The sequence below is a fragment of the Novosphingobium capsulatum NBRC 12533 genome (genome assembly GCF_001598375.1).
GTDB classification, from domain to species: Bacteria; Pseudomonadota; Alphaproteobacteria; order Sphingomonadales; family Sphingomonadaceae; genus Novosphingobium; species Novosphingobium capsulatum.
In genome coordinates, this window is the sequence record NZ_BCYV01000003.1 from 185,604 (window position 1) to 210,131 (window position 24,528).

General features: G+C 65.5%; 22 protein-coding genes. 14 read left to right on the plus strand and 8 right to left on the minus strand.

The features are described from left to right. On the minus strand, positions 1-2,193 hold the full coding sequence (locus SCA01S_RS00920; protein ID WP_062781939.1) for a primosomal protein N': 2,193 nt from the start codon (positions 2,191-2,193) through the stop codon (positions 1-3). 457 nt (positions 2,194-2,650) lie between these two features. Here SCA01S_RS00920 and fsa point away from each other — a divergent pair, with 457 nt between their 5' ends. From fsa to cysS, 3 genes are all read left to right on the plus strand, one after another. After that, positions 2,651-3,304 (plus strand): fructose-6-phosphate aldolase, encoded by a 654-nt coding sequence (fsa, locus tag SCA01S_RS00925; RefSeq protein ID WP_022676824.1) that lies wholly within the window; start codon positions 2,651-2,653, stop codon positions 3,302-3,304. Between the two features lie 59 nt (positions 3,305-3,363). Next, a complete protein-coding gene (cobT, locus tag SCA01S_RS00930; protein ID WP_062781942.1) occupies positions 3,364-5,184 on the plus strand; it encodes a cobaltochelatase subunit CobT in 1,821 nt (606 codons plus the stop codon). 215 nt (positions 5,185-5,399) lie between these two features. Beyond that, complete coding sequence (gene cysS / locus SCA01S_RS00935) at positions 5,400-6,872, plus strand: cysteine--tRNA ligase (RefSeq protein ID WP_062781945.1); 1,473 nt, start codon at positions 5,400-5,402, stop codon at positions 6,870-6,872. Between the two features lie 162 nt (positions 6,873-7,034). On the opposite strand, the gene SCA01S_RS00940 is transcribed toward cysS, so the two are convergent. Then, entirely contained in the window at positions 7,035-7,406 is a 372-nt protein-coding gene (locus SCA01S_RS00940) for a hypothetical protein (protein ID WP_084390701.1), read from the minus strand. Between the two features lie 232 nt (positions 7,407-7,638). Here SCA01S_RS00940 and SCA01S_RS00945 point away from each other — a divergent pair, with 232 nt between their 5' ends. Continuing rightward, entirely contained in the window at positions 7,639-8,376 is a 738-nt protein-coding gene (locus tag SCA01S_RS00945; protein ID WP_062781948.1) for a S24 family peptidase, read from the plus strand. A 55-nt stretch (positions 8,377-8,431) separates the two neighbouring features. Continuing rightward, complete coding sequence (locus tag SCA01S_RS00950; protein ID WP_062781951.1) at positions 8,432-9,106, plus strand: MBL fold metallo-hydrolase; 675 nt, start codon at positions 8,432-8,434, stop codon at positions 9,104-9,106. A gap of 44 nt (positions 9,107-9,150) precedes the next feature. Here the strand turns inward: SCA01S_RS00950 and SCA01S_RS00955 are convergent, their stop codons facing one another. After that, positions 9,151-9,546: an MAPEG family protein gene (locus SCA01S_RS00955; RefSeq protein ID WP_054131984.1), complete on the minus strand. Its 396-nt coding sequence runs from the start codon at positions 9,544-9,546 to the stop codon at positions 9,151-9,153. 269 nt (positions 9,547-9,815) lie between these two features. Between SCA01S_RS00955 and rpmF the strand changes: the two genes are divergently transcribed. The 6 genes from rpmF (at position 9,816) to SCA01S_RS00985 (ending at position 13,834) form a co-directional block, all read left to right on the plus strand. Next, the gene (gene rpmF, locus SCA01S_RS00960) at positions 9,816-9,995 is read left to right on the plus strand and encodes a 50S ribosomal protein L32 (protein ID WP_022676831.1); all 180 of its coding nucleotides are present in this window, start codon (positions 9,816-9,818) and stop codon (positions 9,993-9,995) included. A 28-nt stretch (positions 9,996-10,023) separates the two neighbouring features. Continuing rightward, complete coding sequence (gene plsX, locus SCA01S_RS00965; protein WP_054131985.1) at positions 10,024-11,106, plus strand: phosphate acyltransferase PlsX; 1,083 nt, start codon at positions 10,024-10,026, stop codon at positions 11,104-11,106. Continuing rightward, entirely contained in the window at positions 11,103-12,080 is a 978-nt protein-coding gene (locus tag SCA01S_RS00970) for a beta-ketoacyl-ACP synthase III (RefSeq protein ID WP_062781954.1), read from the plus strand. Before plsX ends, SCA01S_RS00970 begins: the two co-directional genes overlap by 4 nt. Positions 12,081-12,288: 208 nt before the next feature. Beyond that, positions 12,289-12,588: an integration host factor subunit alpha gene (locus SCA01S_RS00975; RefSeq protein WP_022676834.1), complete on the plus strand. Its 300-nt coding sequence runs from the start codon at positions 12,289-12,291 to the stop codon at positions 12,586-12,588. Positions 12,589-12,600: 12 nt separating this feature from the next. Then, positions 12,601-13,083, plus strand: a complete 483-nt coding sequence (locus tag SCA01S_RS21605; protein ID WP_082350127.1) for a MerR family transcriptional regulator — start codon at positions 12,601-12,603, stop codon at positions 13,081-13,083. 193 nt (positions 13,084-13,276) lie between these two features. Further along, a complete protein-coding gene (locus SCA01S_RS00985) occupies positions 13,277-13,834 on the plus strand; it encodes a fasciclin domain-containing protein (RefSeq protein WP_022676836.1) in 558 nt (185 codons plus the stop codon). 109 nt (positions 13,835-13,943) lie between these two features. Here SCA01S_RS00985 and SCA01S_RS00990 read toward each other — a convergent pair whose 3' ends face one another. Further along, positions 13,944-15,557 carry a lysine--tRNA ligase gene (locus tag SCA01S_RS00990; RefSeq protein WP_062781957.1) on the minus strand — a complete coding sequence of 538 codons (1,614 nt, stop codon included), beginning with the start codon at positions 15,555-15,557 and terminating at the stop codon, positions 13,944-13,946. Positions 15,558-15,705: 148 nt separating this feature from the next. Beyond that, on the minus strand, positions 15,706-16,587 hold the full coding sequence (locus SCA01S_RS00995; protein WP_054131988.1) for a flagellin N-terminal helical domain-containing protein: 882 nt from the start codon (positions 16,585-16,587) through the stop codon (positions 15,706-15,708). A gap of 152 nt (positions 16,588-16,739) precedes the next feature. Between SCA01S_RS00995 and SCA01S_RS01000 the strand changes: the two genes are divergently transcribed. Together SCA01S_RS01000 and SCA01S_RS01005 are read left to right on the plus strand one after the other, a co-directional pair. Then, complete coding sequence (locus SCA01S_RS01000; protein ID WP_062781960.1) at positions 16,740-19,520, plus strand: ATP-dependent DNA helicase; 2,781 nt, start codon at positions 16,740-16,742, stop codon at positions 19,518-19,520. Then, complete coding sequence (locus SCA01S_RS01005; RefSeq protein ID WP_062781963.1) at positions 19,517-20,062, plus strand: SixA phosphatase family protein; 546 nt, start codon at positions 19,517-19,519, stop codon at positions 20,060-20,062. The genes SCA01S_RS01000 and SCA01S_RS01005 overlap by 4 nt, the downstream gene beginning before the upstream one ends. Before the next feature lie 815 nt (positions 20,063-20,877). Here the strand turns inward: SCA01S_RS01005 and SCA01S_RS01010 are convergent. Both SCA01S_RS01010 and SCA01S_RS01015 read right to left on the minus strand, forming a co-directional pair. Continuing rightward, a complete protein-coding gene (locus SCA01S_RS01010; protein ID WP_062781966.1) occupies positions 20,878-22,713 on the minus strand; it encodes a DUF885 domain-containing protein in 1,836 nt (611 codons plus the stop codon). A gap of 17 nt (positions 22,714-22,730) precedes the next feature. After that, complete coding sequence (locus SCA01S_RS01015) at positions 22,731-23,396, minus strand: prolyl hydroxylase family protein (RefSeq protein ID WP_107715755.1); 666 nt, start codon at positions 23,394-23,396, stop codon at positions 22,731-22,733. 240 nt (positions 23,397-23,636) lie between these two features. Between SCA01S_RS01015 and SCA01S_RS01020 the strand changes: the two genes are divergently transcribed. Next, positions 23,637-24,071: a MarR family transcriptional regulator gene (locus SCA01S_RS01020; RefSeq protein WP_245652400.1), complete on the plus strand. Its 435-nt coding sequence runs from the start codon at positions 23,637-23,639 to the stop codon at positions 24,069-24,071. Positions 24,072-24,150: 79 nt separating this feature from the next. Here SCA01S_RS01020 and SCA01S_RS22755 read toward each other — a convergent pair. After that, on the minus strand, positions 24,151-24,528 hold a 378-nt coding region (locus tag SCA01S_RS22755), incomplete at its 5' end, for an RcnB family protein (protein ID WP_245652401.1).

Consider the following 24,528-nt stretch of genomic DNA (forward strand, 5'->3'; position numbering starts at 1 on the left):
TCAAACGAAGCTGTAGGGATCGATATCCACCGCCACCCTTACCCCTTGGGGAAAGCGGAATGGCTCCAGCCACTGGCGGATCACCTTTTGCACCTCGCTCGACCGGCGAGCATTGACCAGCAGGCGATAGCGATAGCGCCCACGCAGCAGCGATAGCGGGGCGGGCGCGGGCCCTAGGATCATCACATCGTCGAGGCGCGGCGCGGTGCCACCGATGGCGCGGGCCGCGTCGCGCGCTTCGGCCTCGTCCTCGCTCGACACGATGATCGCAGCCCAGCGGCCGAACGGCGGGGCATGGGCCTCGCGCCTGGCCTCGGTTTCGGCGGCATAGAACGCGTCGCGATCGCCACTGGCCAGCGCGGCGATCACCGGGGCATCGGGATGGCGCGTCTGGATCAGCACTTCGCCAGGCTTTTCCCCGCGTCCGGCGCGCCCGGCAACCTGCGCCACCTGTTGATAGGTGCGCTCGGCGGCGCGCAAGTCGCCCCCTTCCAGGCCCATGTCGGCATCGACCACGCCCACCAGGGTCAGGTCGGGGAAGTGATAGCCCTTTGTTACCAGTTGCGTTCCCACGATCACGTCGATGGCCTTGTTCTCTGCCTGGGCCACGAATTCGGCCGCCTTGGCCGCACTCGTCAACGTGTCCGAAGTGACAAGCGCCACGCGTGCCTCGGGCAGGATCGTCGCCACTTCATCGGCAATGCGCTCCACCCCCGGGCCGCAGGCGACCAGGCAATCGGGCTCGCCACATTCGGGGCAGGCGCGGGGCGTTGGCACCTCGTGCCCACAGTGATGGCAGGCGAGGCGCTGCGACAGGCGGTGTTCGACCAGCCAGGCCGAGCAATTGGGGCACTGGAAGCGATAGCCGCAGGTGCGGCACAGCGTCAGCGGGGCATAGCCGCGCCGGTTGAGAAACAGCAGGCTCTGCTCGCCTTTGGCCAGGCGCTCGCGCAGGCCCTCCACCAGCGGTGGGGCGAGCCAGTGGCCGCGTTCCGGCGCTTGTTCGCGCAAGTCGAGAATGCGGATATCGGGCAGGCCGGCGCCGCCGAACCGGCTGGGCAGCACCAGCCGTTCATAACGCCCGCTCGCGGCCATATGCAGGCTTTCCAGCGCGGGGGTGGCGCTGGCCAGCACCACCGGGATGCTTTCGAAATGTCCGCGCATCACCGCCACGTCACGCGCGTTGTAACGCACGCCATCGTCCTGCTTGAACGAAACCTCGTGGGCTTCGTCCACCACGATCAGGCCCAGCGCGGCAAAGGGCAAGAACAGCGCCGAGCGCGCGCCCACCACCACCTGGGCGTGGCCCTGCGCCACCGCGCGCCAGGCGCGGCGCCGTTCCGACGATTTGAGCGAGGAATGCCAGGTGACCGGCTCCACGCCGAAACGCGCCTCGAACCGGGCCAGGAAACTTTGCGTCAGGGCGATTTCGGGCAGCAGCACCAGCACCTGGCGCCCCTGTTCCAGCGCGGCGGCAATTGCCTCGGCATAAGTCTCGGTCTTGCCCGATCCGGTCACCCCGTCGAGCAGGAACGTGACAAAGCGCCGCGCCGACACGGCCTCTACCAGCCGCCCGGCGACCTGCGCTTGGGTGGGGGTCAATTCCGGCACGGCATGTCGCGGATCGGCGGCGGGGTAGGGCCGGTCGGCATCGACCGTGACGGGTTCGAGCAAGCCGGCATTGACCATGCCGCGCAGCACCCCGTCGGAAACCTCGGCAATTTCGGCCAGTTCGCGGATCGTCGCCTGCTGGTCGATCAGCAGGTCCATCGCCTGCGCGCGCTGCGGTGTCAGCCGGCCCGGCTCGCGCCCGGACAGGCGGTATTCGGTCACCGTGCTGCCGCCTTGCAGCGCCGCCGTGCTCGACAGCGCCATGCGCGCCACGGCGGAAAGCGGGGCCATGTAGTAATCGGCGCACCATTCGATCAGGCGGCGCAGGGGCGCGCCGAGCGGCGGCACCGGCACCACGCCCAGGATCGGGCGCAGCTTGTGTTCCGGCACGTCGGCGCTGGGCAGGCGCTCTTCCTCCCACACCACGCCCAGGATCTGACGCGGCCCCAGCGGGCAGACCACCACCTGGCCCGGCACCACATCGAGATGCGCGGGCACCTTGTAGTCGAGCGGCCCCAGCGCGGCGTTGAACACCACGCATCGGATGCGGCGGGATTGGCTGCGCGGCGGGGGCTGGCTCATCACCCCGTGCATATAGGCAGCTTAGGCGGCGTGGACAAATTCCACATCGCCACGGCTGGAGGCAAAAACCGCCAGTTCGAGGAGGCGAGGAAGCGTAATATCGGGAATATTGCGCGACGAGCCGACGCGGAAATGGCGGTTTTTGGTCCAGCCCCGCAGGGGTTGCCCTATAAAAGGCCCTGGCAGCGTTGCTCGGCCTTGCAAGAGGCCCACTCTGGCTTCGTCCTCACGCCTCGCCAGGGCCTTTTATAGGGCAACCGTGGCGTTGTGGAATTTGTCCACGCCGCCTAACGCATGGGGCAAATGGGGAACGCGGCCTTTGCGCCAACGTTGATCGGGGGATGGCGCACAAGCAGGCCTGACAGCGCGATGGGGCTGCCCTATAGCCCGCGCCAGATTCGCCGTTATGGTGTTAACGCCATTATCAAATCATAACCCTTGCGCAGGACAATCCCTCATGAAGTTCTTTGTCGACACGGCCGATACCGCCGAAATCGCCGATCTGGCCGCCACCGGGCTTCTCGATGGCGTGACCACCAACCCCAGCCTGATCGCCAAGTCGGGCCGCGACTTCATCGAGGTGACCAAGGAAATCTGCCACCTCACGCACGGGCCGGTTTCGGCCGAAGTGGTCGCGCTCGATCACGCCGGGATGATGCGCGAGGCCGAAATCCTGCGCAAGATCGCCGACAACGTGTGCATCAAGGTGCCGCTGACGATCGACGGCCTCAAGACCTGCAAGAAGCTGACCGCCGATGGCACCATGGTCAACGTCACGCTGTGCTTCTCGGCCAACCAGGCGCTGCTGGCGGCCAAGGCCGGCGCCACGTTCGTCTCGCCCTTCGTCGGCCGCCACGATGACAACGGCTTTGACGGCATGGACCTGATCCGCGACATCCGCCTGATCTATGACAACTATGCCTACGAGACCGAAATCCTCGTCGCCTCGATCCGCCATGGCATCCACATTCTGGAAAGCGCGCGCATCGGCGCCGACGTGATCACCGCACCGCCGGCGGTGATCAAGGGCCTGTTCAAGCATGTCCTGACCGAAAAGGGCATCGAAGGGTTCCTTGCGGATTGGGCCAAGACCGGCCAATCTATCGGTTGATGAACACACGCGCCCCGGTTTCTGTGGCCGGGGCGCGATTTGCAAAACTGGATTGATTCTTGGCTGCCGAATCCCCGCTCGATACCTTCCGCTCCGTTCTCACCGGCACGTCCCGCGCCTTGGCGGAACAGCCCGAAGTGGAAGTGGCATGGACATCGGACCAGGCCAGCCAGACCGGCAAGCTGATGCGCGTGCCCATGCCCGGCCGCGCCTTGCCGGCAGAGCAGGTGGCCCAGGCGCGTGGCGCCGCCGATTCCATGGCGCTGCGCCTGCGCTATCACAACGATGCGCTGCACAATGCCGGCGCGCCGGCGGAAATGCTCGCCCGCGCCTGTTATGACGCGGTGGAGCGGGTGCGCTACGAAGTGCTCGGCTCTGACGGATATCAGGGCATGCGCGGCAATCTCGATGCCGTGACCGCGCAGCGGGTCAGCGCCGATCCGATCAGCCGCGCGACCAAGCCCGAAGAAGTGCCGCTGCCCACCGCCCTTTCGCTGCTGCTGCGCGAAAAGCTCACCGGCGCGCCGATCCCGGCGCTGGCCAAGCTTGGCACCGACATGGTGCGCAGCTGGATCGAGGCCAAGGCCGGCGACGACATGGCAGGCCTTGCCGGCAGCCTGGAAGACCAGAAGGCGTTCCAGAAGCTGGCGCTCTCGATGCTCGGCCATCTCGATCTCACCCAGGCCTCTGCGCCCGAGCAGAACGAGAACGACGACGAAGACAGCGAGGACGAACAGGACGACGGCACCGAAAAGCCCGAAGAGTCCGAGTCCAGCGCGGATGACCAGCAACCGGTTGAGCAGGCCGGCGATACCTCTGACGGGGAGGGCGATGGCGATCAGCAGGAAGAGGCCGATCGCCCCGATGATGCCGCCGATGCCGACATGGCCGACGAGGGCGAGGAGGGCATGCTGCCCACCCGGCCCAACCGTCCGTGGACCGACCTGCCCGAGGATTTCGACTACAAGACCTATACCACCCGTTTCGACGAGGTGATCGCGGCCACCGACCTGTGCGACGAGGAAGAGCTGACGCGCCTGCGCGCCTATCTCGACAACCAGATGAAGGGGCTGCAAAGCGTGGTGACGCGGCTGGCCAACCGCCTGCAACGGCGCCTGATGGCCGCGCAGAACCGCAGCTGGGATTTCGACCAGGAGGAAGGCCTGCTCGATGCCGCGCGGCTGGCCCGCGTGGTGATCGCGCCGGGCCATTCGCTGTCGTACAAGATCGAGCGCGAAGTCGAGTTCAAGGACACCGTCGTGACCTTGCTGATCGACAATTCGGGTTCGATGCGCGGGCGGCCGATCTCCATCGCGGCGATCAGCGCCGATATCCTGGCGCGCACGCTGGAACGCTGCGGGGTCAAGACCGAAGTGCTCGGCTTTACCACCCGCGCGTGGAAGGGCGGCCAATCGCGCGAGGCATGGCTGGCTGGTGGCAAGCCGGCGCATCCTGGTCGTCTCAACGACTTGCGCCACATTGTTTACAAGAAGGCTGACGAGCCCTGGCGCCGCGCGCGCAAGAACCTGGGCCTGATGATGCGCGAAGGCCTGCTCAAGGAAAACATCGACGGCGAGGCGCTGCTCTGGGCGCACACCCGCATGCTCGCCCGGCAGGAGGATCGCCGCATCCTGATGGTGATTTCCGATGGCGCGCCGGTGGATGACAGCACGCTGTCGGTCAACCACGCCGGCTATCTGGAACAGCACCTGCGCCGGGTGATCGACTGGATCGAAAAGCAGAGCCCGGTACAACTGGTCGCCATCGGCATCGGCCATGACGTGACCCGCTATTACCGCCGCGCCGTGACGATCATGGACGTGGAGCAACTGGGCGGCACGATCGTGGAACAGCTGGCCGACCTGTTCGAGGTGGATTGAGCGTTCGGTAGGAACGGGGCTTCGACAGGCTCAGCCCGAACGGGTTTAGCAGGGTGTAAAGCCCCATCCTCTTTAGAGGAGGGGGTTGGGGGTGGTGCGAACCCTGGCGCCGGGCATCCACCACCCCCCGCTCCCCTCCTCTGAAGAGGATGGGGAGAGGAATGGCCCACCCCCAACCTTGACCGCACACCCCCACGCGGGGCAAAGCGCGCGGCATGACCGACCAATCCGCCCCGCTCATGCTGTTCAACAGCCTTACCCGCGCGCTCGAACCGTTCGTGCCGGTCCATCCTGGCGAAGCGCGGGTCTATTCCTGCGGGCCGACGGTCTATAACTATCCCCACATCGGCAACATGCGCGCCTATGTCTTTGCCGATGTGCTGGGCCGCACGCTGTCGTGGAAGGGCTATGCGCTCACCCACGTCATCAACATCACCGACGTGGGCCACCTGACCGACGATGCCGACGCCGGCGAAGACAAGCTGGAAAAGGCCGCGCGGGCCAATGCGCAATCGATCTGGGACATCGCGCGCCACTATACCCAGGCCTATTGGGCGGATATCGACGCGCTGGGCATTCGCCAGCCGGCGCACTGGTCGATCGCCACCGATTATGTGCCGGCGATGATCGAGTTCGCCCAGAGCATTGCCGACAAGCACTGCTACGAGTTGCCCGGCGGCCTCTATTTTGATGTCTCCACCGTGGCCGACTATGGCAAGCTCGCCCGCGCCGCGACCGACGAGGGCGAAGGGCGGATCGAGCAGGTGGAGGGCAAGCGCCACCAGGCCGACTTCGCGATCTGGCGCAAGACCCCGCCGGGCGAGACGCGCCAGATGGAGTGGGACAGCCCCTGGGGCCGCGGTGCGCCGGGCTGGCACCTGGAATGCTCGGTCATGTCGGGCAAGCTGCTGGGCTTTCCGTTCGACATCCACACCGGCGGGATCGACCACCGCGAGATCCACCATCCCAACGAAATCGCGCAAAACCAGGCGTTCTGCTGCGCCGGCAGCCTGGCTGACCCGGCCAATTCGGGCGCGCGCATGTGGATGCACAACAATTTCCTGGTCGAACGCTCGGGCAAGATGAGCAAGTCTTCGGGCGAGTTCCTGCGCCTGCAACTCTTGATCGACAAGGGCTATCACCCGCTCGCCTATCGCCTGATGTGCCTGTCGGCGCACTATCGCAGCGAGCTGGAGTTTTCCTGGGAAGGGCTGGGCGCGGCGCTCACCCGGTTGAAGCGCATGGTCATGGCCGTGGTCCAGCTCAAAGAGCGCGCGGAGCAAGGTATCGATACCAGCGCCTGGCGCAGCCATGCCAAGCTCGCGCCGCTGGTGGAGCGTTTCGACGCCGCGATTAGCGACGATCTCAACACCGCCGTGGCGCTTACCGTGCTGGACGAGGCGGTGGCACTCAAGAAGATTGATCCGGCGCTCAAGCTGGCGGCGATTGCGGCGTTCGACAGCGTGTTGGGCCTCAACCTGCTCACGCTCGATCGCACCGCCCTGCGCCTGCGGCCCAAGGCGGCCACGATCACCGAGGACGAGATCGCCCAGCGCATCGCTGCCCGCCACGAAGCCCGCGCCGCCAAGGACTTTGCCCGCAGCGACACGCTGCGCGACGAACTCGCCGCCCAAGGCGTGGACGCGATGGATGGCGACCCACTCGGCTGGGACTGGCGCCTGGGCTGATTTTTCTCCCCTCCTCTTTAGAGGAGGGGGTTGGGGGGTGGTGGATGCCCAGCGCAAGGCTTCGCACCACCCCCAACCCCTCCTCTGAAGAGGAGGGGAGAAAATCCCGTGTTTCCACCCCGTTCGGGCTGAGCCTGTCGAAGCCCGCGCGCGCCACACCAATCACCCCTGATCGAGCAGCAGCAGTTCCAGCTCCACCTCCAGCGTGCGCTGCGGCAGCACGGCCTCGTCGGTGCGCACCACGGTCACATCGGCCACCACGGCGCCGGGCACGGTGAATTCGTGGTCGGGCAGGGCAGCGATCAGCGCCTCGCCATCGTCGCACGCTTCCCAGCCGGTGTAGCGCAGGATCACGGTGTGGCGCGCGCCCGAGAACGTGACGCTGGTCCAGGGGCGTTCGCGGTGGTCGATCAGTTGCGCGCTGCGCCCGGCCAGCGCCAGCACGCTGCGCACCACGCGGGGCGCCAGCCCTGGCGCGACTCGGCGCGGGTGAGGGGCATTGCTGGGGCTGAAAGCATCGTGATTGCGCAGCATGGGAAGCAATCCTTTGTGTTGAAAATGCGGTATGTTCATGAAATGTTCTTTGGCGTTTTGATCGCTGTGGCGGCCATGCCGGCTGGTCTGGATGGTTAAGGACATGGGTTGAATCGCGACATGAAATTTCCTCGGATTCCGGTGCAGTCCTGTGGACAAATCCCGATAAAAATCCTATAAACTGCTGGATAGGCCTAGTGTCTAGGAAAAATCCTTCGAGTTTGGACGCACCATGGCGAAGTCTCTGGAATCTGTCGAAAGCGCTGGCGCGATAGGCAAAGGTGGCGGCGAACCGCTCGATCCGGCGCGGGCGCGGCTGGTCGAACTGGCTGCCGCGCGGGGGGTTTCGCTCTCGGCGCTGTCCGGGCTGATCGGGCGCAATGCCAGCTATCTCCAGCAATTCGTGCGCAAGGGTTCGCCGCGCAAGCTGGAAGAGATCGATCGCGGCACCCTGGCGCGGTTCTTCGGCGTGGACGAGGCGGAATTGGGCGCGCCCGATCCGGCGGTGCATGTGCCTGTGGCGCTGCGCCAGGATGGCGGCGGTCTTTCCACGCCGCGAACCCAGGCCGAATGGGCCGACATTCCCCGCCTGGCGCTGGGCGCTTCGGCCGGGCCGGGCGCGCTGACGGCCGATGAAGTGCCGGTCGGCCGACTGCGCTTTTCCAGCCGCTGGCTCAAGGCGCAGGGCCTCGATCCGGCCATGCTCAGCGTGATTGAGGTGGAAGGCGATTCGATGGAGCCGACGCTGCGCGACAGCGACGAAATCCTGGTCGACCGCACCCCGCGCCCGTTGCGGGCCGGCATCCACGTGATCCGCGTGGACGATGTGCTGCTGGTCAAGCGATTGGAAGCGGGCGCGGCGGGCATGATCCGCGTGATCAGCGACAACCCCGCCTATCCTCGTATGGAACGACCCATGGCCGATGTGGACGTGGTCGGCCGCGTGGTGTGGAAGGGCGGCAAGATCTGAAGGTGCGGCGCGCCAATGGCTTGCCATTTGCCGGCGCGCTGGCCATTTCAGGGGCATGAACCAGACCCCATCCAGCACCCTGCCGCCCATGCAAGTGGCGATCCTGCCTGTTACGCCGTTGCAGCAGAACTGCACGCTGCTGTGGTGCACGGCCACGATGAAGGCGGCGGTGATCGATCCGGGTGGCGATCTCGACCGGATCAAGGCCCTGGTGGCCAAGGCCGGCGTGACGGTGGAGAAGCTGCTGATCACCCATGGCCACCTCGATCACTGCGGCGGCGCGGCGCAGCTGGCGCGTGACCTCGGCGTGCCGATCGAAGGGCCGCACGAGGCGGACCTGTTCTGGATTGCCAAGCTGGCCGAGGATAGCGGCCGCTGGGGCGTGCCGGCGGAAATCTTCACGCCGACGCGCTGGCTCGACCAGGGCGATACGGTCACGGTGGGCAATCTGACGCTCGATGTGCTGCATTGCCCGGGGCACACGCCTGGCCACGTGGTGTTTTTCCACCAGCCCTCGCGCTTTGCCGTGGTGGGCGACGTGCTGTTCCAGGGCGGCATTGGCCGCTGGGATTTCCCGCTCGGCAACTTTGACGATCTGGTCGCCTCGATCACCGGGCGCCTGTGGCCGCTGGGCGAAGACGTGATGTTCAATCCAGGGCACGGCCCGCGCAGCACGTTTGGCCATGAACGCGCGACCAATCCCTGGGTGGGGGATGCTGCGCTCGCCTGAACGAAGCGGGCCTGATTCGTAGCGAATCAGGCCCGCGTGTTTTCTCAGGCGTCGGCCGCGATGGAAATCGCCCAGACGGCCAGGCCAAGCAGCGCGAGAATCGTGGTCAGCGCGCCGATCATGCGCAGGCGCGAGGGCTGCTTGCCATCCATGCCCACGCCATGGGCAACGCGGCCCAGCATATAGATACCCATGACGCCCAGCAGCCATGGGCTGCCCGGTCGCGCCAGTTCCACCAGGCCCGACAGGACCAGCACGATCGGGGCGCTTTCGATGAAGTTGGCCTGGGCGCGCATGCGCGCGACCAGCGGCGGATGGCCGCCATCGCCCAGCGCGATCTTGGCTTCGCGCCGCACCATGCCGATGCGCACCATCAGCCAGAAATTGAGAATCGCCGCCGCCCCGGCGGAAACCAGGGTGATGGGCAGGATGATCGGCATCGCGTATTTTCCCCTCTCGCATGTTCTGCCCAGGTTTTCTGCGCCGGTGCATGGGCCAAATGCCGCCTTTGCGACGAGGCCATGCTTGCAAAGCACCAGAAAATCCGTATAGGCGCGGCCTTCGCCCGTGATAGGCGATGCCGGTCCACCCGCTCTAATCCAGAACGGAAGCCGTATGAACCCTTCGTCGTGAGATGCGGGGTTGTGCGGTGGCACGGTTTTCCCTATCGCGCCCGCAATCGTTGTAATTTTCAGGAACAGGTGCCGAAATGGCCGTCCCAAAAAGAAAGACCTCCCCGTCCCGCCGGGGCATGCGCCGCAGCCACGATGCGCTGAAGGCAGAAGCATTCCACGAATGCTCGAACTGCGGTGAACTCAAGCGCCCGCACATGCTGTGCAACGCTTGCGGTCACTACAACGGTCGCGAAATCATCGCCGTCGGCGCCTGAGCCGATCTGACGGAGGGATGATCGGATCATGAGCCTGCCCAGAATCGCCGTCGATGCGATGGGCGGCGACGAAGGCGTGCGCGTGATGATCGAAGGCGCCGCGCTTGCGCGTCGGCGTCACGATCGCTTCAAGTTCCTGCTGGTCGGGGACGAGGCGAAGATCGCTCAAGCCCTTGACCATCATCCCAACCTTCGCAGCGCGTCGGAAATCCTCCACGCGCCCGAAGCGGTGGCCGGCGATGAACGGCCCACCCAAGCCCTGCGCCGCGCACGCACCACGTCGATGGGATTGGCCATCGATGCGGTGAAGCGTGGCGAGGCTGGCGCTGCGGTGAGCAGCGGCAATACCGGCGCGCTTATGGCCATGGCCAAGCTGGCGCTGCGCACCATGCCTGGCATCGATCGCCCGGCACTGGCTGCCCTCCTGCCCACGCTGGGCACGCACGATGTCATCATGCTCGACCTGGGCGCGAACACCGATTGCGATGCCCGCAATCTGTTCCAGTTCGCCATCATGGGCGCAGCCTATGCGCGCATCGTCCACGGGCTCGACAGTCCGCGCGTGCGCCTGCTCAACATCGGCACCGAAGAAACCAAGGGCACCGAAAACCTGCGCGATGCCGCCGCCCTGCTCAAGCAGGCCGCTGCCTCGCTCGCGCTGACGTTCGATGGCTTTGCCGAGGCGGACAAGGTCTCGCGCGGCGATTTCGACGTGGTCGTCACCGATGGGTTCTCCGGCAATATCGCGTTGAAAGCGATGGAAGGCGCCGCCCGCTTCGTGGGCGATCTGCTGCGTCGCAGCTTCGCCTCGTCGCTGCGGTCCAAGCTAGGCTTCCTGATCTCGCGCCCGGCGACCGAAACGCTCAAGCATCATCTCGATCCCAACAACCACAATGGGGCGGTGTTCCTCGGCCTTAATGGCGTGGTGGTGAAAAGCCATGGCAGCGCATCGGCCATGGGGGTGGCCAATGCCGTCGCCGTGACCGCGCGCCTCCTGGAGGAAAACCTCATCGAGCGCATCGCGGCCGACGTGGCTGCGGTGGACCCCGATACGATTCGCCAGCCGGCCCGACGCCGCGCGGCCAACACGGAAGGTGAAACCGCGCTGTGACTCTGCGCTCGGTTATTACCGGCAGCGGTTCCGCTCTGCCGCAACGTGCCGTTTCCAATGCTGAAATGGCGCAGATGGTGGATACCACCGACGAATGGATCGTGGAGCGCACGGGCATTCGCAATCGCTATATCGCGGGGGAGGGCGAAACCACGTCCTCGCTCGCCATCCTCGCCGCCCGCCGCGCGATCGAGGCAGCGGGGATCGAACCTGCCAGCATCGACCTGATCGTGCTGGCCACGGCAACGCCGGATCAGACCTTTCCCGCCACGGCGACGATCGTGCAGCAGGCGCTGGGCTGCAATGGCGGCATGGCTTTCGATGTCGCGGCGGTCTGCTCGGGCTTTCTCTATGCGATGGGTACGGCCGATGCCATGCTGCGCACCGGCATGGCGCGCCGCGCCCTGGTGATCGGCGCGGAAACGTTTAGCCGCATTCTCGATTGGGAAGACCGCACCACTTGCGTGCTGTTTGGTGATGGCGCGGGGGCGATGGTGCTTGAAGCCCGCGAAGTCGATCCGGCTGACGCGGCGGCGCCGGGCGTTCTGGCCACCCGCCTTCATGCCGATGGCGCGCATAACCAGCTGCTCTATGTCGATGGTGGCGCCTCTACCACGGGCACGGTGGGCAAGCTGCGGATGAAGGGGCGCGAGGTGTTCCGCCACGCCGTCACCAATCTCGCCTCGGTACTGCAGGAAGTGCTGGCCGACACCGGCCATGTTTCTGCCGATATCGATTGGGTGGTGCCGCATCAGGCCAATTACCGCATTCTCGATGCCACCGCGCGCAAGCTGGGGTTGCCGGCGGAAAAGGTGGTGGTGACGGTGGACCAGCACGCCAATACCAGCGCCGCTTCGGTGCCGCTGGCGTTTGACACCGCCGTGCGCGACGGGCGCATCACCAAGGGGCACCTGGTGGTGTTCGAAGCGATGGGCGGCGGCTTCACTTGGGGGGCGTGCATCGCACGCATGTGATTCGCGCCATCGTGGCGCCAAGCGATTTCACGACCGTTTTGGAGCATGGGGATGCCTGAAACGATCTGAAACAGTCCGATCATCGCTGGATTTTTGCTGCGCAGAAAATCCATCAGGGCTTTGACGGAATGGAGTGCATTGCCTGTCCTGCAAAACGCGCTATTGTATGGGACGGGAAGGGATTTTTTTACCGGGGGGTAAAACAACCATGCGTTCTGTTGGTACGCTGACACGGGCCGATCTGGCCGAGAGCATCAATCGTCGGGTCGGTCTTTCGCGGGCGGATTCGCTCGAAATGGTCGAGGCCATATTGCAGCACATGAGTGGTGCACTGTCCGAAGGCGAGAATGTTAAGATTTCCGGTTTCGGTACGTTCCTGTTGCGGGACAAGGCCGAACGCATCGGGCGTAACCCCAAGACCGGGGTGGAAGTGCCGATCACGCCACGGCGCGTGCTCACCTTCCGCGCCAGCCAGATGCTGAAGGATCGCATCAGCGACGGTTCCTGATAGAATGGATACATGACGGATAAGGGCCATCTCGTTTCTCCCGAAAGTGTGATTGATGATGGCAAGGCGCCCGATGCCTTGCGCACGATCGGAGAGGTGGCCCGGCTCCTGGGCGTGAAGCCGCATGTCCTGCGCTATTGGGAAGAGCAGTTTCCGATGCTGCGCCCGCTGACGCGCGCCGGTAACCGGCGCTATTACCGGGCCGAAGACGTGGCGCTCGTGGCCACGATCGACCGCCTGCTCAATCACGAAGGCTATACCATTCGCGGCGCGCGCCAGGCACTGGACGGTGACCTGCGCGTCAACGCGCCTGTGGCGTTGGACAAGGCCGACCAGGGCCCGGTCTCTGCACCGCTGGCAGCGGATCGGGAAACCGCGCCCATGGGCAAGGCCAGCCCCGCGTTGGAAACCGAGCTGGTTGCCGCGGTGGCGCGGCTGCGCGTGCATCTGGAACAGATTCGCAGCGGTCTGGCGGCGGCGCTCGAAGACGATTGACCCGGCCGGGCAGCTGCTGCGTCCGTGCCGCCTGCCGTGCTTCGCCCAAAAGGGAAAGGCGGCCTTTCCCTAAAAATCCGCTTCGTTTCATTTGTTTGCGCCGCGTTGCCCTTGTGGGCAGGGGCATGTGCTGGAACTCTGCCTGTTTGATCTGGTTCGAACGGCGGCAATGATGCCGAGTGGAGAGTTTCCCATGCTGAAAGGCAAGTTCTATGCGTCGCTGGCCGCTGCCGGCCTGGCGCTTGCGCTCACCCCCGCCGCCCAGGCCGCCGCGTCGAAGATGGTCGGTGGCGCCGCGATGGTTGGCACCAAGACGATCGTCGAAAACGCGTCGAAGTCGTCCGATCACACCACGCTGGTCGCCGCCGTCAAGGCCGCTGGCCTGGTCGACACGCTGAACGGCAAGGGCCCGTTCACCGTGTTCGCGCCGACCAACGAAGCCTTTGCCGCGCTGCCGGCAGGCACGGTGGACACGCTGCTCAAGCCTGAAAACAAGGCGCAGCTGACCCAGATCCTCACCTACCACGTGGTGGCCGGGAAGGTGACGGCGGCTGACCTGATCGCCAAGATCAAGGCCGGCGGCGGCACTGCCACGCTGACCACGGTGGAAGGCGAACCACTGACCGCCATGCTCGATGGCAGCAATGTCGTGCTGACCGATGCCAAGGGCGGCAAGGCCACGGTGACGATCGCCGACGTGCCGCAGTCCAACGGCGTGGTGCACGTGATCAATGCCGTGCTGATGCCGTAATGCTGTTGGGGGCGGGATAACATTCCCTCCCCCTGGCCCCCTCCCGCAAGCGGGAGGGGGAAACAGCTATCTCCCCTCCCGCTTGCGGGAGGGGCTGGGGGAGGGGGTGTCAGCCCTCTGCCAGCGCCTCAGCAATCAACTTGCGCGTATTGCCTACGCCATACAGCGCGATAAAGCTGCCCATGCGCGGGCCCTGGGCAGAGCCCAGCAGCGTCTCATACAGCGCCTTGAACCAGTCACGCAGGGTTTCGAAGCCGTAGTGTGGGTCCTTGCCGATTTCATAGACGATGTTCTGCAATTCCTCGGCCGTGGCATCGTCGCTGGTCGCAGCGAGTTCTTCGTCGAGGGCGGCCAGCGCCGCTGCCTCGCCAGCCTCGGGCTTGCGCCGCACCAGCGTGGGCGCGATGAAATCCCGGTTGTAGGCCAGCGCCCGTGTCACCAGTGCATCGAGCGCGGGATGGGCGGCCGGATCGGCATTGTCGACATAGTTGGCAAGGTATGACCACACCTGTTCGCGCGTGGCATGGGCGCCCAGCACGCCGACGAGGTTGAGCAGCAGCCCATAGGTGACCGGCAGCTTGTCGCCCGCGCCAGGCTGTTCGCCATTGGTGCGCAGCAGGTGCCACACCGGGTTGCCCAGTTGCTGCTCCACCGGCTGGCTGGCCAGCTTTTCACGGAACTGCCAGTATTCATCGACGGCGCGGGGGATGATGCCCACGTGCAGCGACTTGGCGCTCTTGGGTTCGCGGAACAGGTAGAAGCCGAGGCTTTCCTCGCTGCCGTAATCGAGCCATTGCTCGATGGTCAGGCCGTTGCCCTTGGACTTCGAGATCTTTTCGCCCTTCTCGTCCAGGAACAGTTCGTAGATCAGGCCTTCGGGGCGGCGGCCGCCGAGCACCTGGGCGATACGGCCCGATTGCGTCACGCTGTCGGTCAGGTCCTTGCCGCACATCTCGTAATCGACGCCCAGCGCCACCCAGCGCATCGCCCAATCGACCTTCCACTGCAGCTTGGACTTGCCGCCCAGGATCGATTGCTCGACCACCTCGCCGGTCACGTCGGTAAAGCGGATCATGCCGCTTTCCGCGTCGACCACTTCCACCGGCACCTGGAGCACCTGGCCATTGCTGGGCGAGATCGGCAGCACCGGCGAATAGGTCTTGCGGCGTTCCTCGCGCAGGGTGGGCAACATGATGCCCATGATCGCGTCGAAATGGCGCAGCACGTTCTTGAGCGCTTCGTCGAAAGCGCCCGAATTGTAGCGTTCGGCGCCCGAGACGAATTCATAGTCGAAGCTGAAGCGATCGAGGAATTCGCGCAGCATCGCGTTGTTGTGGTGGGCAAAGCTTTCGTACTTACCGAACGGATCGGGGATGCGGCTCAACGGCTCCTGCAGGTGCGCAGTGAGCAGGTCCTTGTTGGGCACGTTGTCGGGCACCTTGCGCAGCCCGTCCATGTCGTCGGAAAACGCAACCAGGCGCGTGGGGTGGCCGCCGGTCAGCACTTCATAGGCGCGCCGCACCAGCGTGGTGCGCAACACTTCCTGGAACGTGCCGATATGCGGCAGGCCCGAGGGGCCATAGCCGGTTTCGAACAGCACCGGCACCAGCTCACCCGCGCCGTCGCGTTTCCCGCCGGGATAGCGCTTGACCAGCTTGCGCGCTTCCTCGAACGGCCAGGACTTCGACACTTGGGCGGCGGTGGTGAGTTCGGTTTGGGTCATGGTTCCCGCCCTTTCGCGCCTGCCGCGCGCGAAGGCAAGGCATTTGGGGCGGTTGATGCGGCGGTTCCATGCGAAAATGCGGCACAGCCCGGGGGTGGGCTGTACCGCATTTCCGTGGAGGCTCCCGAAGCGGGTGTGGATGGGGGACTTACTTCAGGAGCGTCAGGACATTCTGCTGGTTCTGGTTGGCCTGCGAGATCATCGCGGTCGATGCCTGGGCGAGGATCTGCGCCTTGGCCATGGCGGTGGTTTCAGCAGAATAATCAGTATCCAGAATGCGGCTGCGCGCATCGGAAAGGTTGGTGACGTTGTCGGTCAGGTTGTTGACCACCGATTGCAGGCGGTTCTGGCCGGCACCGAATTCGGCACGCACGGCCGTCACCTGCGCCAGGGCGGAGTCGATGTTGTCCATCGTGGTCGAAGCCTTGGCGGAATCGCTCACGTCCAGCGCCTGGGTGGTGGACGTAGCATCATAGGTCGAGGCGCCCGAGCCGAACAGGATCTGGCCGTCGAACGCCTTGGAGCGCAGCGTGACCACGTTGGTGGTGTTGGCGCCGGCCTGGATATCGAGCGTGAGATCGTCGCTGCCATCGGTGGCGGGCGTGCTGGTCATCACCTTGAACACGTTGTTGCCGTTGAACAGGGTGTTGTTGAGCACGTCTGAAATCTGGGCGGTAAGGTTGCCCACTTCCGACTGCATCGCGGTGCGATCGGAATCCTGGTAGGTGGCCGACTTGGACTGGACCGCCAGTTCGCGGATGCGCTGGAGCATCGCCGTCACTTCGTTGAGTGCGCCATCGGCGGTCTGCGCCATCGAGATGCCGTCGTTGGCGTTGCGTACGCCCTGCTGCATGCCCTGGATCTGCGCGGTCATGGTGGTGGTGATGGCCAGGCCCGCGGCATCGTCCTTGGCGCTGTTGATGCGCTTGCCGGTCGAGAGGCGCTGCATCGCAACGCCGGTCTGTTGCGACGCGGTGATAGAGGCGTTGGCGGCACGAAGCGCCGCGATATTGGTGTTGATGACTGCCATTTTCCCATTCTCCACTATGGGTTGAGTGACGATCCGGCGGTTCCCATCCGGTTCGCCAGCAAAAACGGCGCCGGCGCGGATTGTTTAAGTGGAGGGGGCGGGGCACGGGTGTATGCTTGCCCCTCGTTCCATTTTCGTTCACAGGTTCGGGCATGGCTGTCCCCGCTGATTCAGACCCGGGCAATCCCGCCCCGCCGGCGCTCGATCTGCCCGCAGTCCATGCCAGCCACAGCGGCTGCTGGCTGCGCGGGGTTGATCTGTTCCCCTCCACCCGCACGGTTGGCAAGGGTGAGGCGATCGTGGCGGCGGCCGATACGCCACTGCTGATGCTCAATGCGCCGCTGGTGGCAAGCCGGCTGGGCTATCCCGATCTGTCGGGCCTCGATCTGCTCGAGCTCTACGCCTTCGTCCATCCTGCGCGTTTCGTGGTGCCCACGCCCAAGGGGCTGGCCAATGCGCTGGGCCTGCCGCAACCGGCCGGAGACGCGGACGTGCCGCTGCTGTTGCAGCAGGCGGCGCAGGCCTTGCTGGCCACCACTGCTGCGCCCGATTGGCCAGAGCGGGAAGGGGCGTGGAGCGCGCTGCAATCCATGATCAAGCTGCGCTGGCCCTGGGCCACGTTGCTCACCGGGCAGATCGCCCGGCCCGAACGCGCCGAGCGCTGGCTGTTTTCGCGCCTGCCCGAATGGGACGAGGCGGGCGAGCGGCCACAGCCGGCGCAAGTCGTGCTCGATCCGCAAGCGGTGGAGACGCGGCTCGCCACGCTGACCGGCGCCGGGGCGGAAGACCGGCCAGGCCAGCGCGCCTTTGCGCGCGAGGCGGCGCAGATGTTCGCGCCGCGCCGGGGTGCGCGGCAGCCGCACGTGGTGCTGGCCCAGGCCGGCACCGGCACCGGCAAGACGCTGGGCTATCTGGCGCCGGCATCGCTGTGGACCCAGCAATCGGGCGGCACGGTCTGGGTTTCCACCTATACCAAGGCGCTGCAACGGCAGCTGCGTCGCGAAAGTGCGCGCGCCTTTGCCATGCCGCCGCCGGGCAGCAAGGCGCCGCCGCCGGTGGTGGTGCGCAAGGGGCGCGAAAACTATCTGTGCCTGCTCAACCTGGAAGACGCCTTGCAGGGCGGCTTTACCGGGCGGCCGGCGATCCTCGCGCATCTCGTGGCGCGCTGGGCGGCCTATAGCCAGGATGGCGACATGATCGGCGGCGATTTGCCCGGCTGGCTGGGCACGCTGTTTCGTAAGCGGGGCATCGCCGCCCTGACCGACCAGCGCGGCGAATGCGTCTATGCCGGCTGCCCGCATTATCGCAAATGCTTCATCGAACGCGCCGCGCGCGCCAGTGCCGAGGCAGAGCTGGTGGTGGCCAACCACGCGCTGGTCATGGTCAACGCCGCGCGCGGCCGCGATGTCGCGCAGCGCCCCACGCGCATCGTGTTCGACGAAGGACACCACGTGTTCGATGCGGCCGACAGTACGTTTGGCGCCGCGCTGACCGGGGCCGAAGCGATCGAGCTGCGCCGCTGGGTGATCGGCCCCGAAGGCAAGTCACGTGGGCGGCGGCGCGGGCTTTCGGCGCGGCTGGCCGATGTCGCCAGCTATGACGAAGGTGGCGCCACGGCGATCACCCAGGCGCGCGAGGCCGCCGAGCTTTTGCCCGGTGACGGCTGGCTGGCGCGGATCGGCGAGGGCACGCCCGATGGCCCGGTGGAGCGCCTGCTGGCGGCGGTACGCGCCACCGTGCTGGCCCGCGATGAAAGCGGCGGCACCGAGGCCGGCTATGGCCTGGAAACCGAAGCGGCACAGCTCGATGGCCCGATGCTGGAAGCTGCCGCGGGCGCGCTCGAAGCGCTGGAAGACCTGCGCCAGCCGCTGCTGCGCCTGACCCTGCGCCTGGAAGCGATCGTGGAGGAAGGGCCCGACTGGCTCGACGGCCAGGCCCGCGCGCGGATTGAGGGCGCACGCAGCGCCATCCAGTGGCGCACCGACCTGCTTGCGGGTTGGATCGCGCTGCTCGGGCGGCTGGGCGGGCCGGCCGATCCCGATTACGTCGATTGGCTGGCGCTGGATCGGTCTGATGGCCGGGAATGGGACATGGGGCTGCACCGCCACCATCTCGATCCGATGAAGCCCTTTGCCGAAGTCGTACTGGCCCCGGCCCATGGCGTGCTGATGACCTCGGCCACGCTCACCGATGGCGGCGACTGGAGCGGGGCGATCACCCGCAGCGGTGCCGCGCGGCTGGAGGTGCAGCCCGAGCTGTTTGCCGCCAAAAGCCCGTTCGACTATCCCAACCAGGCGCAGGTTCTGATCGTCACCGATGTACCACGTGGCGATATTGCCGCGCTGGCGGGCGCCTATGCCCGCCTGATCGAGACGAGCGGCGGCGGCGTGCTGGGCCTGTTCACCGCGATCCGCCGTTTGCGGGCGGTGCACGGGCGCATTGCCGATCGCCTGGCGCGCGCCGGGCTGCCGCTCTATGCCCAGCATGTCGACCCCATCGATACCGGCACGCTGGTGGATATCTTCCGCGATGATCCGCGTGCCTCGCTGCTGGGCACGGACGCGCTGCGCGACGGGGTCGATGTGCCGGGGCAGTCGCTGCGCCTGGTGGTGATGGAGCAGGTGCCCTGGCCCAAGCCATCGATCCTGCATCGCGCCCGGCGCATGGCCGCCCCGCGCGAAGAGGGCGGCGCACAGGGGCATGATGACCGCATCATTCGCGCGCGCCTGGCGCAGGCTTTCGGACGGCTGATCCGCTCGGCCGAGGATAAGGGGCATTTCGTGGTCCTCTCCTCTGCCTTCCCATCGCGCCTGCTGTCTGCCTTCCCCGAAGGCACGCCAGTGCGCCGGGTCAGCCTGGAGCAGGCTTTACAATCCATCGCCGGCCGTGTTGATGAGGCGGTGTTGGCATCGAAAGTCGAAAGTTCGCCGTGAAGACGCTCGCCCTGTTCCGCCATGCCAAGTCTGACTGGAGCGATGCCCGCGCCCGCGATTTCGACCGTCCGCTCAACGAACGCGGCCAGCGCGGCGCGCTCGCCATGGGCGAGCATGTGCGCGACAGCGGCCGCCGCTTTGACCGCGTGATCGCCTCGCCGGCGGTGCGCGTGGCCGAGACCATCGAATGGGCCAGCAAGGCGTGGAACCGCGTGTTTCCGGTGGAATGGGACCGCCGCATCTACCTCGCCAGCTCGGCCACGCTGATGGACTTGCTGCGCGAATTGCCCGGCGATCCCGGCAGCGTGCTGATGATCGGCCACAATCCGGGCCTGGAAGACCTGATCTTCGATCTGGTGCCCGATGATGGATCAAGCCCCTTGCGCGATGTGGTGGAGGCCAAGTTCCCTACCGCCACTTTCGCCGTGCTGGAACTGGACGCGGCGCGCTGGGCGGATGTGGACGCGGGTTGCGCGCGGTTGGTTGACCTGACGCGACCACGCGATCTCGATCCGGCACTGGGGCCGCAGCCGCACGCGTGAGGGCTGGGGGCGTTGTCGATGTTGGACGCTGCAACCGTTCGGCGGCTTCGATTTGCTAAAAAACACGAGACAGCATGCCGCTGGCTGTGTTTTTGCGGCATGGGCCTCATAATTTTAGCCGGGATCACCGATTGCTTTTTACTCGCGCTCGCCGGCGGGGTCATTTTCATGCCCGGGGCTTGGATATTCAACTTAAGATGCCCGTCTTGTGGCTGGCTCGTTTATAGACGCTATGGAACAGCCACTAAGCACGCCAAAGATCAGATGCTGGCTCCGCTTTTTTCGAAACAAGTCTGGCATCAGCCTGAAATGTGCACGAAATGCTCCTTCCGCTTCCGCTCGCCAGAGTGGGATGAATAAGGGGTGTGAGCTTTCGGCGATTTGCACTGCTATTCCTTCGTCATTCCCGCGCAGGCGGGAATCCATTGACTAGGGTGCAAAAAGGGCAGGCGTCTGGTTGTTGAGTTGATCTCTTGGCTGGATTCCCGTCTGCGTGGAAGCAACGGCACTTGGCGATGAATATGGGCAATCCCGGCAATGGTGGTGAAATCCACTCACACTGCGTCGCTCTTTTTTCAAATTTCCACACTAAGCCACGAAGACACGAAGAGAAGGGGCGTCTTCGTGGCTTCGTGGCTTAGTGTGGAATCATTTTGAGAATCACGCGCGCCTGGTTTGGGCGGGGTATTGAGGGATAAAGCTGGACCCCGGATCAAGTCCGGGGTGACGTTAGGTATTTGATTTGAGGTGTTTAAAATACCTCATATTCTTCGTCACCCCGGACTTGATCCGGGGTCCAGCTTCTTCTTGGCCAACTACCGCGCCGCCTGTTCCTCGATCCAATCGTGGATTTTGTCTTCCAGCACCGGCAGCGGCAGCGCGCCGCTGCCCAGCACTTGGGCATGAAAGGCGCGCAAGTCGAAGCGTGGGCCCAGGCGGCGTTCGGCTTCGCTGCGCAGGCGCTGGATCGTCAGGGCGCCGATCTTGTAGGCCACGGCCTGGCCGGGATCGGCGATATAGCGATCGACTTCGGCCTGCGCATCGCTGCGGCCCATCCCTGAATTGGCGAGCATGTAGTCCAGCGCCTGGGCGCGGCTCCAGCCCTGGCTGTGCAGCCCGGTGTCGACGACCAGCCGCATGGCGCGCAGCATCTCGTCGTCCAGCGTGCCCCAGTGCTGCATGGGATCATCGTACAGCCCCATCGCATAACCCAGGGTTTCGGCGTAGAGCGCCCAGCCTTCGACATAGGCGGTGTTGCCGCCATAGCGCTGGAAATCGGGGAGGCGCGGGTTTTCCTGGGCCAGGCTGATCTGGAAATGGTGGCCCGGCGCGCCTTCGTGCAGATAGAGCGTGGCGATCCCGGTCATGAACCGGCTCTTGAGATCGAAGGTATTGAAATAGAACACGCCCGGCCGGCTGCCATCGGCAGTGCCGGGGCTATAGCTGCCGCCCGCCTCGAACCGCGCGCGATAGGCCGGGTGGGGCATGATCAGCAGCGGAGTGCGCGGCATGGTGATGAAGAAGCGGGGGGCCTGCGCTGCCACGACTTGCGCCACGCGGCGATAGCCGGCGGCCAGATCCTCGGTCTTGCGCGGGTGATAGCGCGGATCGACGCGGATTTCGTCGAAGAACGCATGGAGCGAGCCGGTAAAGCCAAGCTGGGTCTTGACCACGTCCATCTCGGCCTGGATGCGCGCCACTTCGGCGAGGCCCAGGGTGTGGACCTGCGCGGGATCGAGATCGAGCGTGGTGTGGTGGTGCAAGAGCGCGCGATAGAGCGCCGCGCCGCCGGGCAGGGCATCGAGGCCGACGCTCTCGCGCGTGGCGGGCAGATATTCGTTGGCAAGGAACGCGCGCAGGGTGCGATAGGCGGGATAGACTGCCTCGACCGTGGCGGCGCGATATTCCGCCAGCAGGCGGCGGCGCGCAACCATGGCAGACTTGCCGTTCAGGCCTTGTGCCTGCTGCGCCGGGGTCATGAACAGGGAATGCTCGGGCGGGCGTGCCAGCAGCGCGTCGATCTGCCCGATCAGGGTTTCCACCACCGGGCGCGGGCTGGTCACGCCGCGCGCCAGCCCTTCGCGATAGCGGGCGATGGCCGCATCGAATACCGCCGGCAGGGCACGATCGCGCGCCAGGTTGGCGGCATGGTCTGCGCCGGTAGCAAGCTCCATCGGCCCGCCGGCTGAGGCGAGGCCGGGATATTCCACCTGCAATCCGCCGACAGGATTGAGCGGCATCATCGCCAGCATGTCGGCTACCGGGGGGCTGAGCATCACCTGCTCGTCATCAAGCACGGCGGCATAGGCCTTGGCCGAAATGCGCTGCGCCGGATCGAGCGTGTCGGGGTTGATCCGCGCCAGGGCATCGCGCGCGGCGGCATTGCGCGCGCGCTGCATCGTGGTCAGCGCCGGATCGAAGATCAGGCGGAACTGCTCGGCCGTCAGTGGCTCGCCCCGTTCCAGGGTGTCGAGCGGATCGAGCGCGCGGCGGGCGGCGTCATCCTGCGCCAGGAACACGGCCAGTGCCGCATCGCTCCGCTGGCGTTGATCGGGTATGGTTGTTGTGGCGGTGGCGGGCAGGGCCTGCGCGCCGGCCGGGTGGGTGGTCAGGGCCGATGCCGCTAGCAGGGAAAGGAGGAAGGCGCGCACCAGCCTGGTGCCAGGCCTCAATTCCACGGGCGGGACCGATACCACTTGGTCAGCACGTATTTGACGCCGCGGATCACCGGCCGCCCGGCATGCATGCTCTTGGGATTGGGCCGCCCGTCGCGGTTCATGTTGTTCCAGATCAGCAGCGCGCCGGGCTGGGGCGGAACCGACAGGTTGACCTTGGGAAAGTCGGTCGAGCCGCCTTCTTCCACGGTGTTGAGATAGGCCATAGCGGTCCAGCTGCGCTGGCCGCCGTTGCGCATTTCTTCGGTCCACATCGGGTCTGACGGGCGGAAATGATCGAAATGCGCCTTGAATTCCTGGCCGGGTTGATAGCGCTGGCCCTGGATGGTTTCGCCAAAGGCAGGGTCCAGCCCCATGAGATCGTCGATCCGCCGCTGCAGCATGCGGATGAACGGATCGTGGGGATTGACGTCGCCGCTATAGCTCGTGCGTCCGCCATCGGTGCTGTAGGTGTCTGATGGGCGGGCCACGGCATCGACCACGCCGATCAGCCGCTCGCACTCGGGCCGGGTGAAGAATTCGCCCACGGCATAGATCTCGAAATCCTCGACCGGGATGCGATAGGCGGCCGGATCGGCATCGAGGCGCGTGCGCACCTGGTTACCGATGCGCTTGAGATCGGCACTGTCGGGATGGGGCTCGGAACGGAACAAAACCATGATAGGGACGTCATGCAAGAACGTGTCGCTGGCTGCAAGCCGGCTCGGCAGGAACCCTTGGGAAAGCGGGCGCAAATGTAAATTCTGGTAGGTTTTGGTCCGATGTGGACCGAAATCGTTGATAATTCTCGCGAAATATTGTCGATATGGGGCTATTGCAAGGTGCGGTTAACCTGAAGCTGTCCAGCGGTTTGGGCATTGTGTCCGACCGAAGGCCTCGCGAAAGTAACGGGAACCACTGTGACGACCAAGCCATTCGCGCCTGCAGTTCCCTTAGGCAGCAAAACTGCTCCAGTTGTGGGAGGTCGCGTTCCGTTGGATGCCCTAGTCGATGCCGAAGCGGAATCCTTCCGCATTGCCAAGGCCTTGTATGCATTACGCCGGCGTCGCGACGGGGTGACACCGGTGAAGGGCCTGTTTGGCGAACCGGCGTGGGACATCCTGCTGGATCTCTATATCGCTCACAAGCGCGGCACCGAATTGCAGGTGTCGAGCGTGTGCCTGGAAGCCGGCGTGCCTTCCACCACGATTTTGCGCTGGATCGCGCGGCTTGAACGCGAAGGGCTGCTTTACCGCCAGGCCGACACGGGCGATCTGCGCCGGCGCTATGTGCGCCTGACCGACGATGGGCTGGCGATGATGCGCAACATTCTGGGGGCGATCGGCACGATCTGAACGGGGCGTTCCGCGCCGCGGGGATGTTCATCGCATACAAGAAGGCCGGCGCAAGGCCGGCCTTCCCGTGTCATCGTTCTTACCAGAAGAAGTCGTAGATCACGTCCACCACCTGGCCGGTGTAGGTGTCGATCAGCACGACATCGTCATAATAGCGCACCCAGCGATAGGGCGGATAGGCCGGCGGCAGGCGATAGGCCCACGGATCGGCGATCCAGTATTGCTGGGCAAAGAATGGTGCGCCCAGATAGATGCCGATGTTCAGGCGGCTGTAGCGATAGTTGGGCATCGGCGCGAAATAGCGCGGCCCGCGGAACAGATCGCGATGGTCGCTGCGCCAGCCCTGCCAGTCATAGCGGCGATCCTGCCGCCAATCGTTGCGCCAGGGGCCACGGTTGTCACCCCAACCAGGACGGCCGGGGCCACGATCGTTGTTCCAGCCGGGACGGCCATAGTT

Excerpts from the sequence above, each read along its gene's own strand:
- SCA01S_RS00920 (WP_062781939.1), bottom strand. The coding sequence starts at position 2,193 with ATGAGCCAGCCCCCGCCGCGCAGCCAATCCCGCCGCATCCGATGCGTG.
- fsa (WP_022676824.1), top strand. The coding sequence starts at position 2,651 with ATGAAGTTCTTTGTCGACACGGCCGATACCGCCGAAATCGCCGATCTG.
- cysS (WP_062781945.1), top strand. The coding sequence starts at position 5,400 with ATGACCGACCAATCCGCCCCGCTCATGCTGTTCAACAGCCTTACCCGC.
- SCA01S_RS00940 (WP_084390701.1), bottom strand. The coding sequence starts at position 7,406 with ATGCTGCGCAATCACGATGCTTTCAGCCCCAGCAATGCCCCTCACCCG.
- SCA01S_RS00945 (WP_062781948.1), top strand. The coding sequence starts at position 7,639 with ATGGCGAAGTCTCTGGAATCTGTCGAAAGCGCTGGCGCGATAGGCAAA.
- SCA01S_RS00950 (WP_062781951.1), top strand. The coding sequence starts at position 8,432 with ATGAACCAGACCCCATCCAGCACCCTGCCGCCCATGCAAGTGGCGATC.
- SCA01S_RS00955 (WP_054131984.1), bottom strand. The coding sequence starts at position 9,546 with ATGCCGATCATCCTGCCCATCACCCTGGTTTCCGCCGGGGCGGCGGCG.
- rpmF (WP_022676831.1), top strand. The coding sequence starts at position 9,816 with ATGGCCGTCCCAAAAAGAAAGACCTCCCCGTCCCGCCGGGGCATGCGC.
- plsX (WP_054131985.1), top strand. The coding sequence starts at position 10,024 with ATGAGCCTGCCCAGAATCGCCGTCGATGCGATGGGCGGCGACGAAGGC.
- SCA01S_RS00975 (WP_022676834.1), top strand. The coding sequence starts at position 12,289 with ATGCGTTCTGTTGGTACGCTGACACGGGCCGATCTGGCCGAGAGCATC.
- SCA01S_RS21605 (WP_082350127.1), top strand. The coding sequence starts at position 12,601 with ATGACGGATAAGGGCCATCTCGTTTCTCCCGAAAGTGTGATTGATGAT.
- SCA01S_RS00985 (WP_022676836.1), top strand. The coding sequence starts at position 13,277 with ATGCTGAAAGGCAAGTTCTATGCGTCGCTGGCCGCTGCCGGCCTGGCG.
- SCA01S_RS00990 (WP_062781957.1), bottom strand. The coding sequence starts at position 15,557 with ATGACCCAAACCGAACTCACCACCGCCGCCCAAGTGTCGAAGTCCTGG.
- SCA01S_RS00995 (WP_054131988.1), bottom strand. The coding sequence starts at position 16,587 with ATGGCAGTCATCAACACCAATATCGCGGCGCTTCGTGCCGCCAACGCC.
- SCA01S_RS01000 (WP_062781960.1), top strand. The coding sequence starts at position 16,740 with ATGGCTGTCCCCGCTGATTCAGACCCGGGCAATCCCGCCCCGCCGGCG.
- SCA01S_RS01015 (WP_107715755.1), bottom strand. The coding sequence starts at position 23,396 with ATGGTTTTGTTCCGTTCCGAGCCCCATCCCGACAGTGCCGATCTCAAG.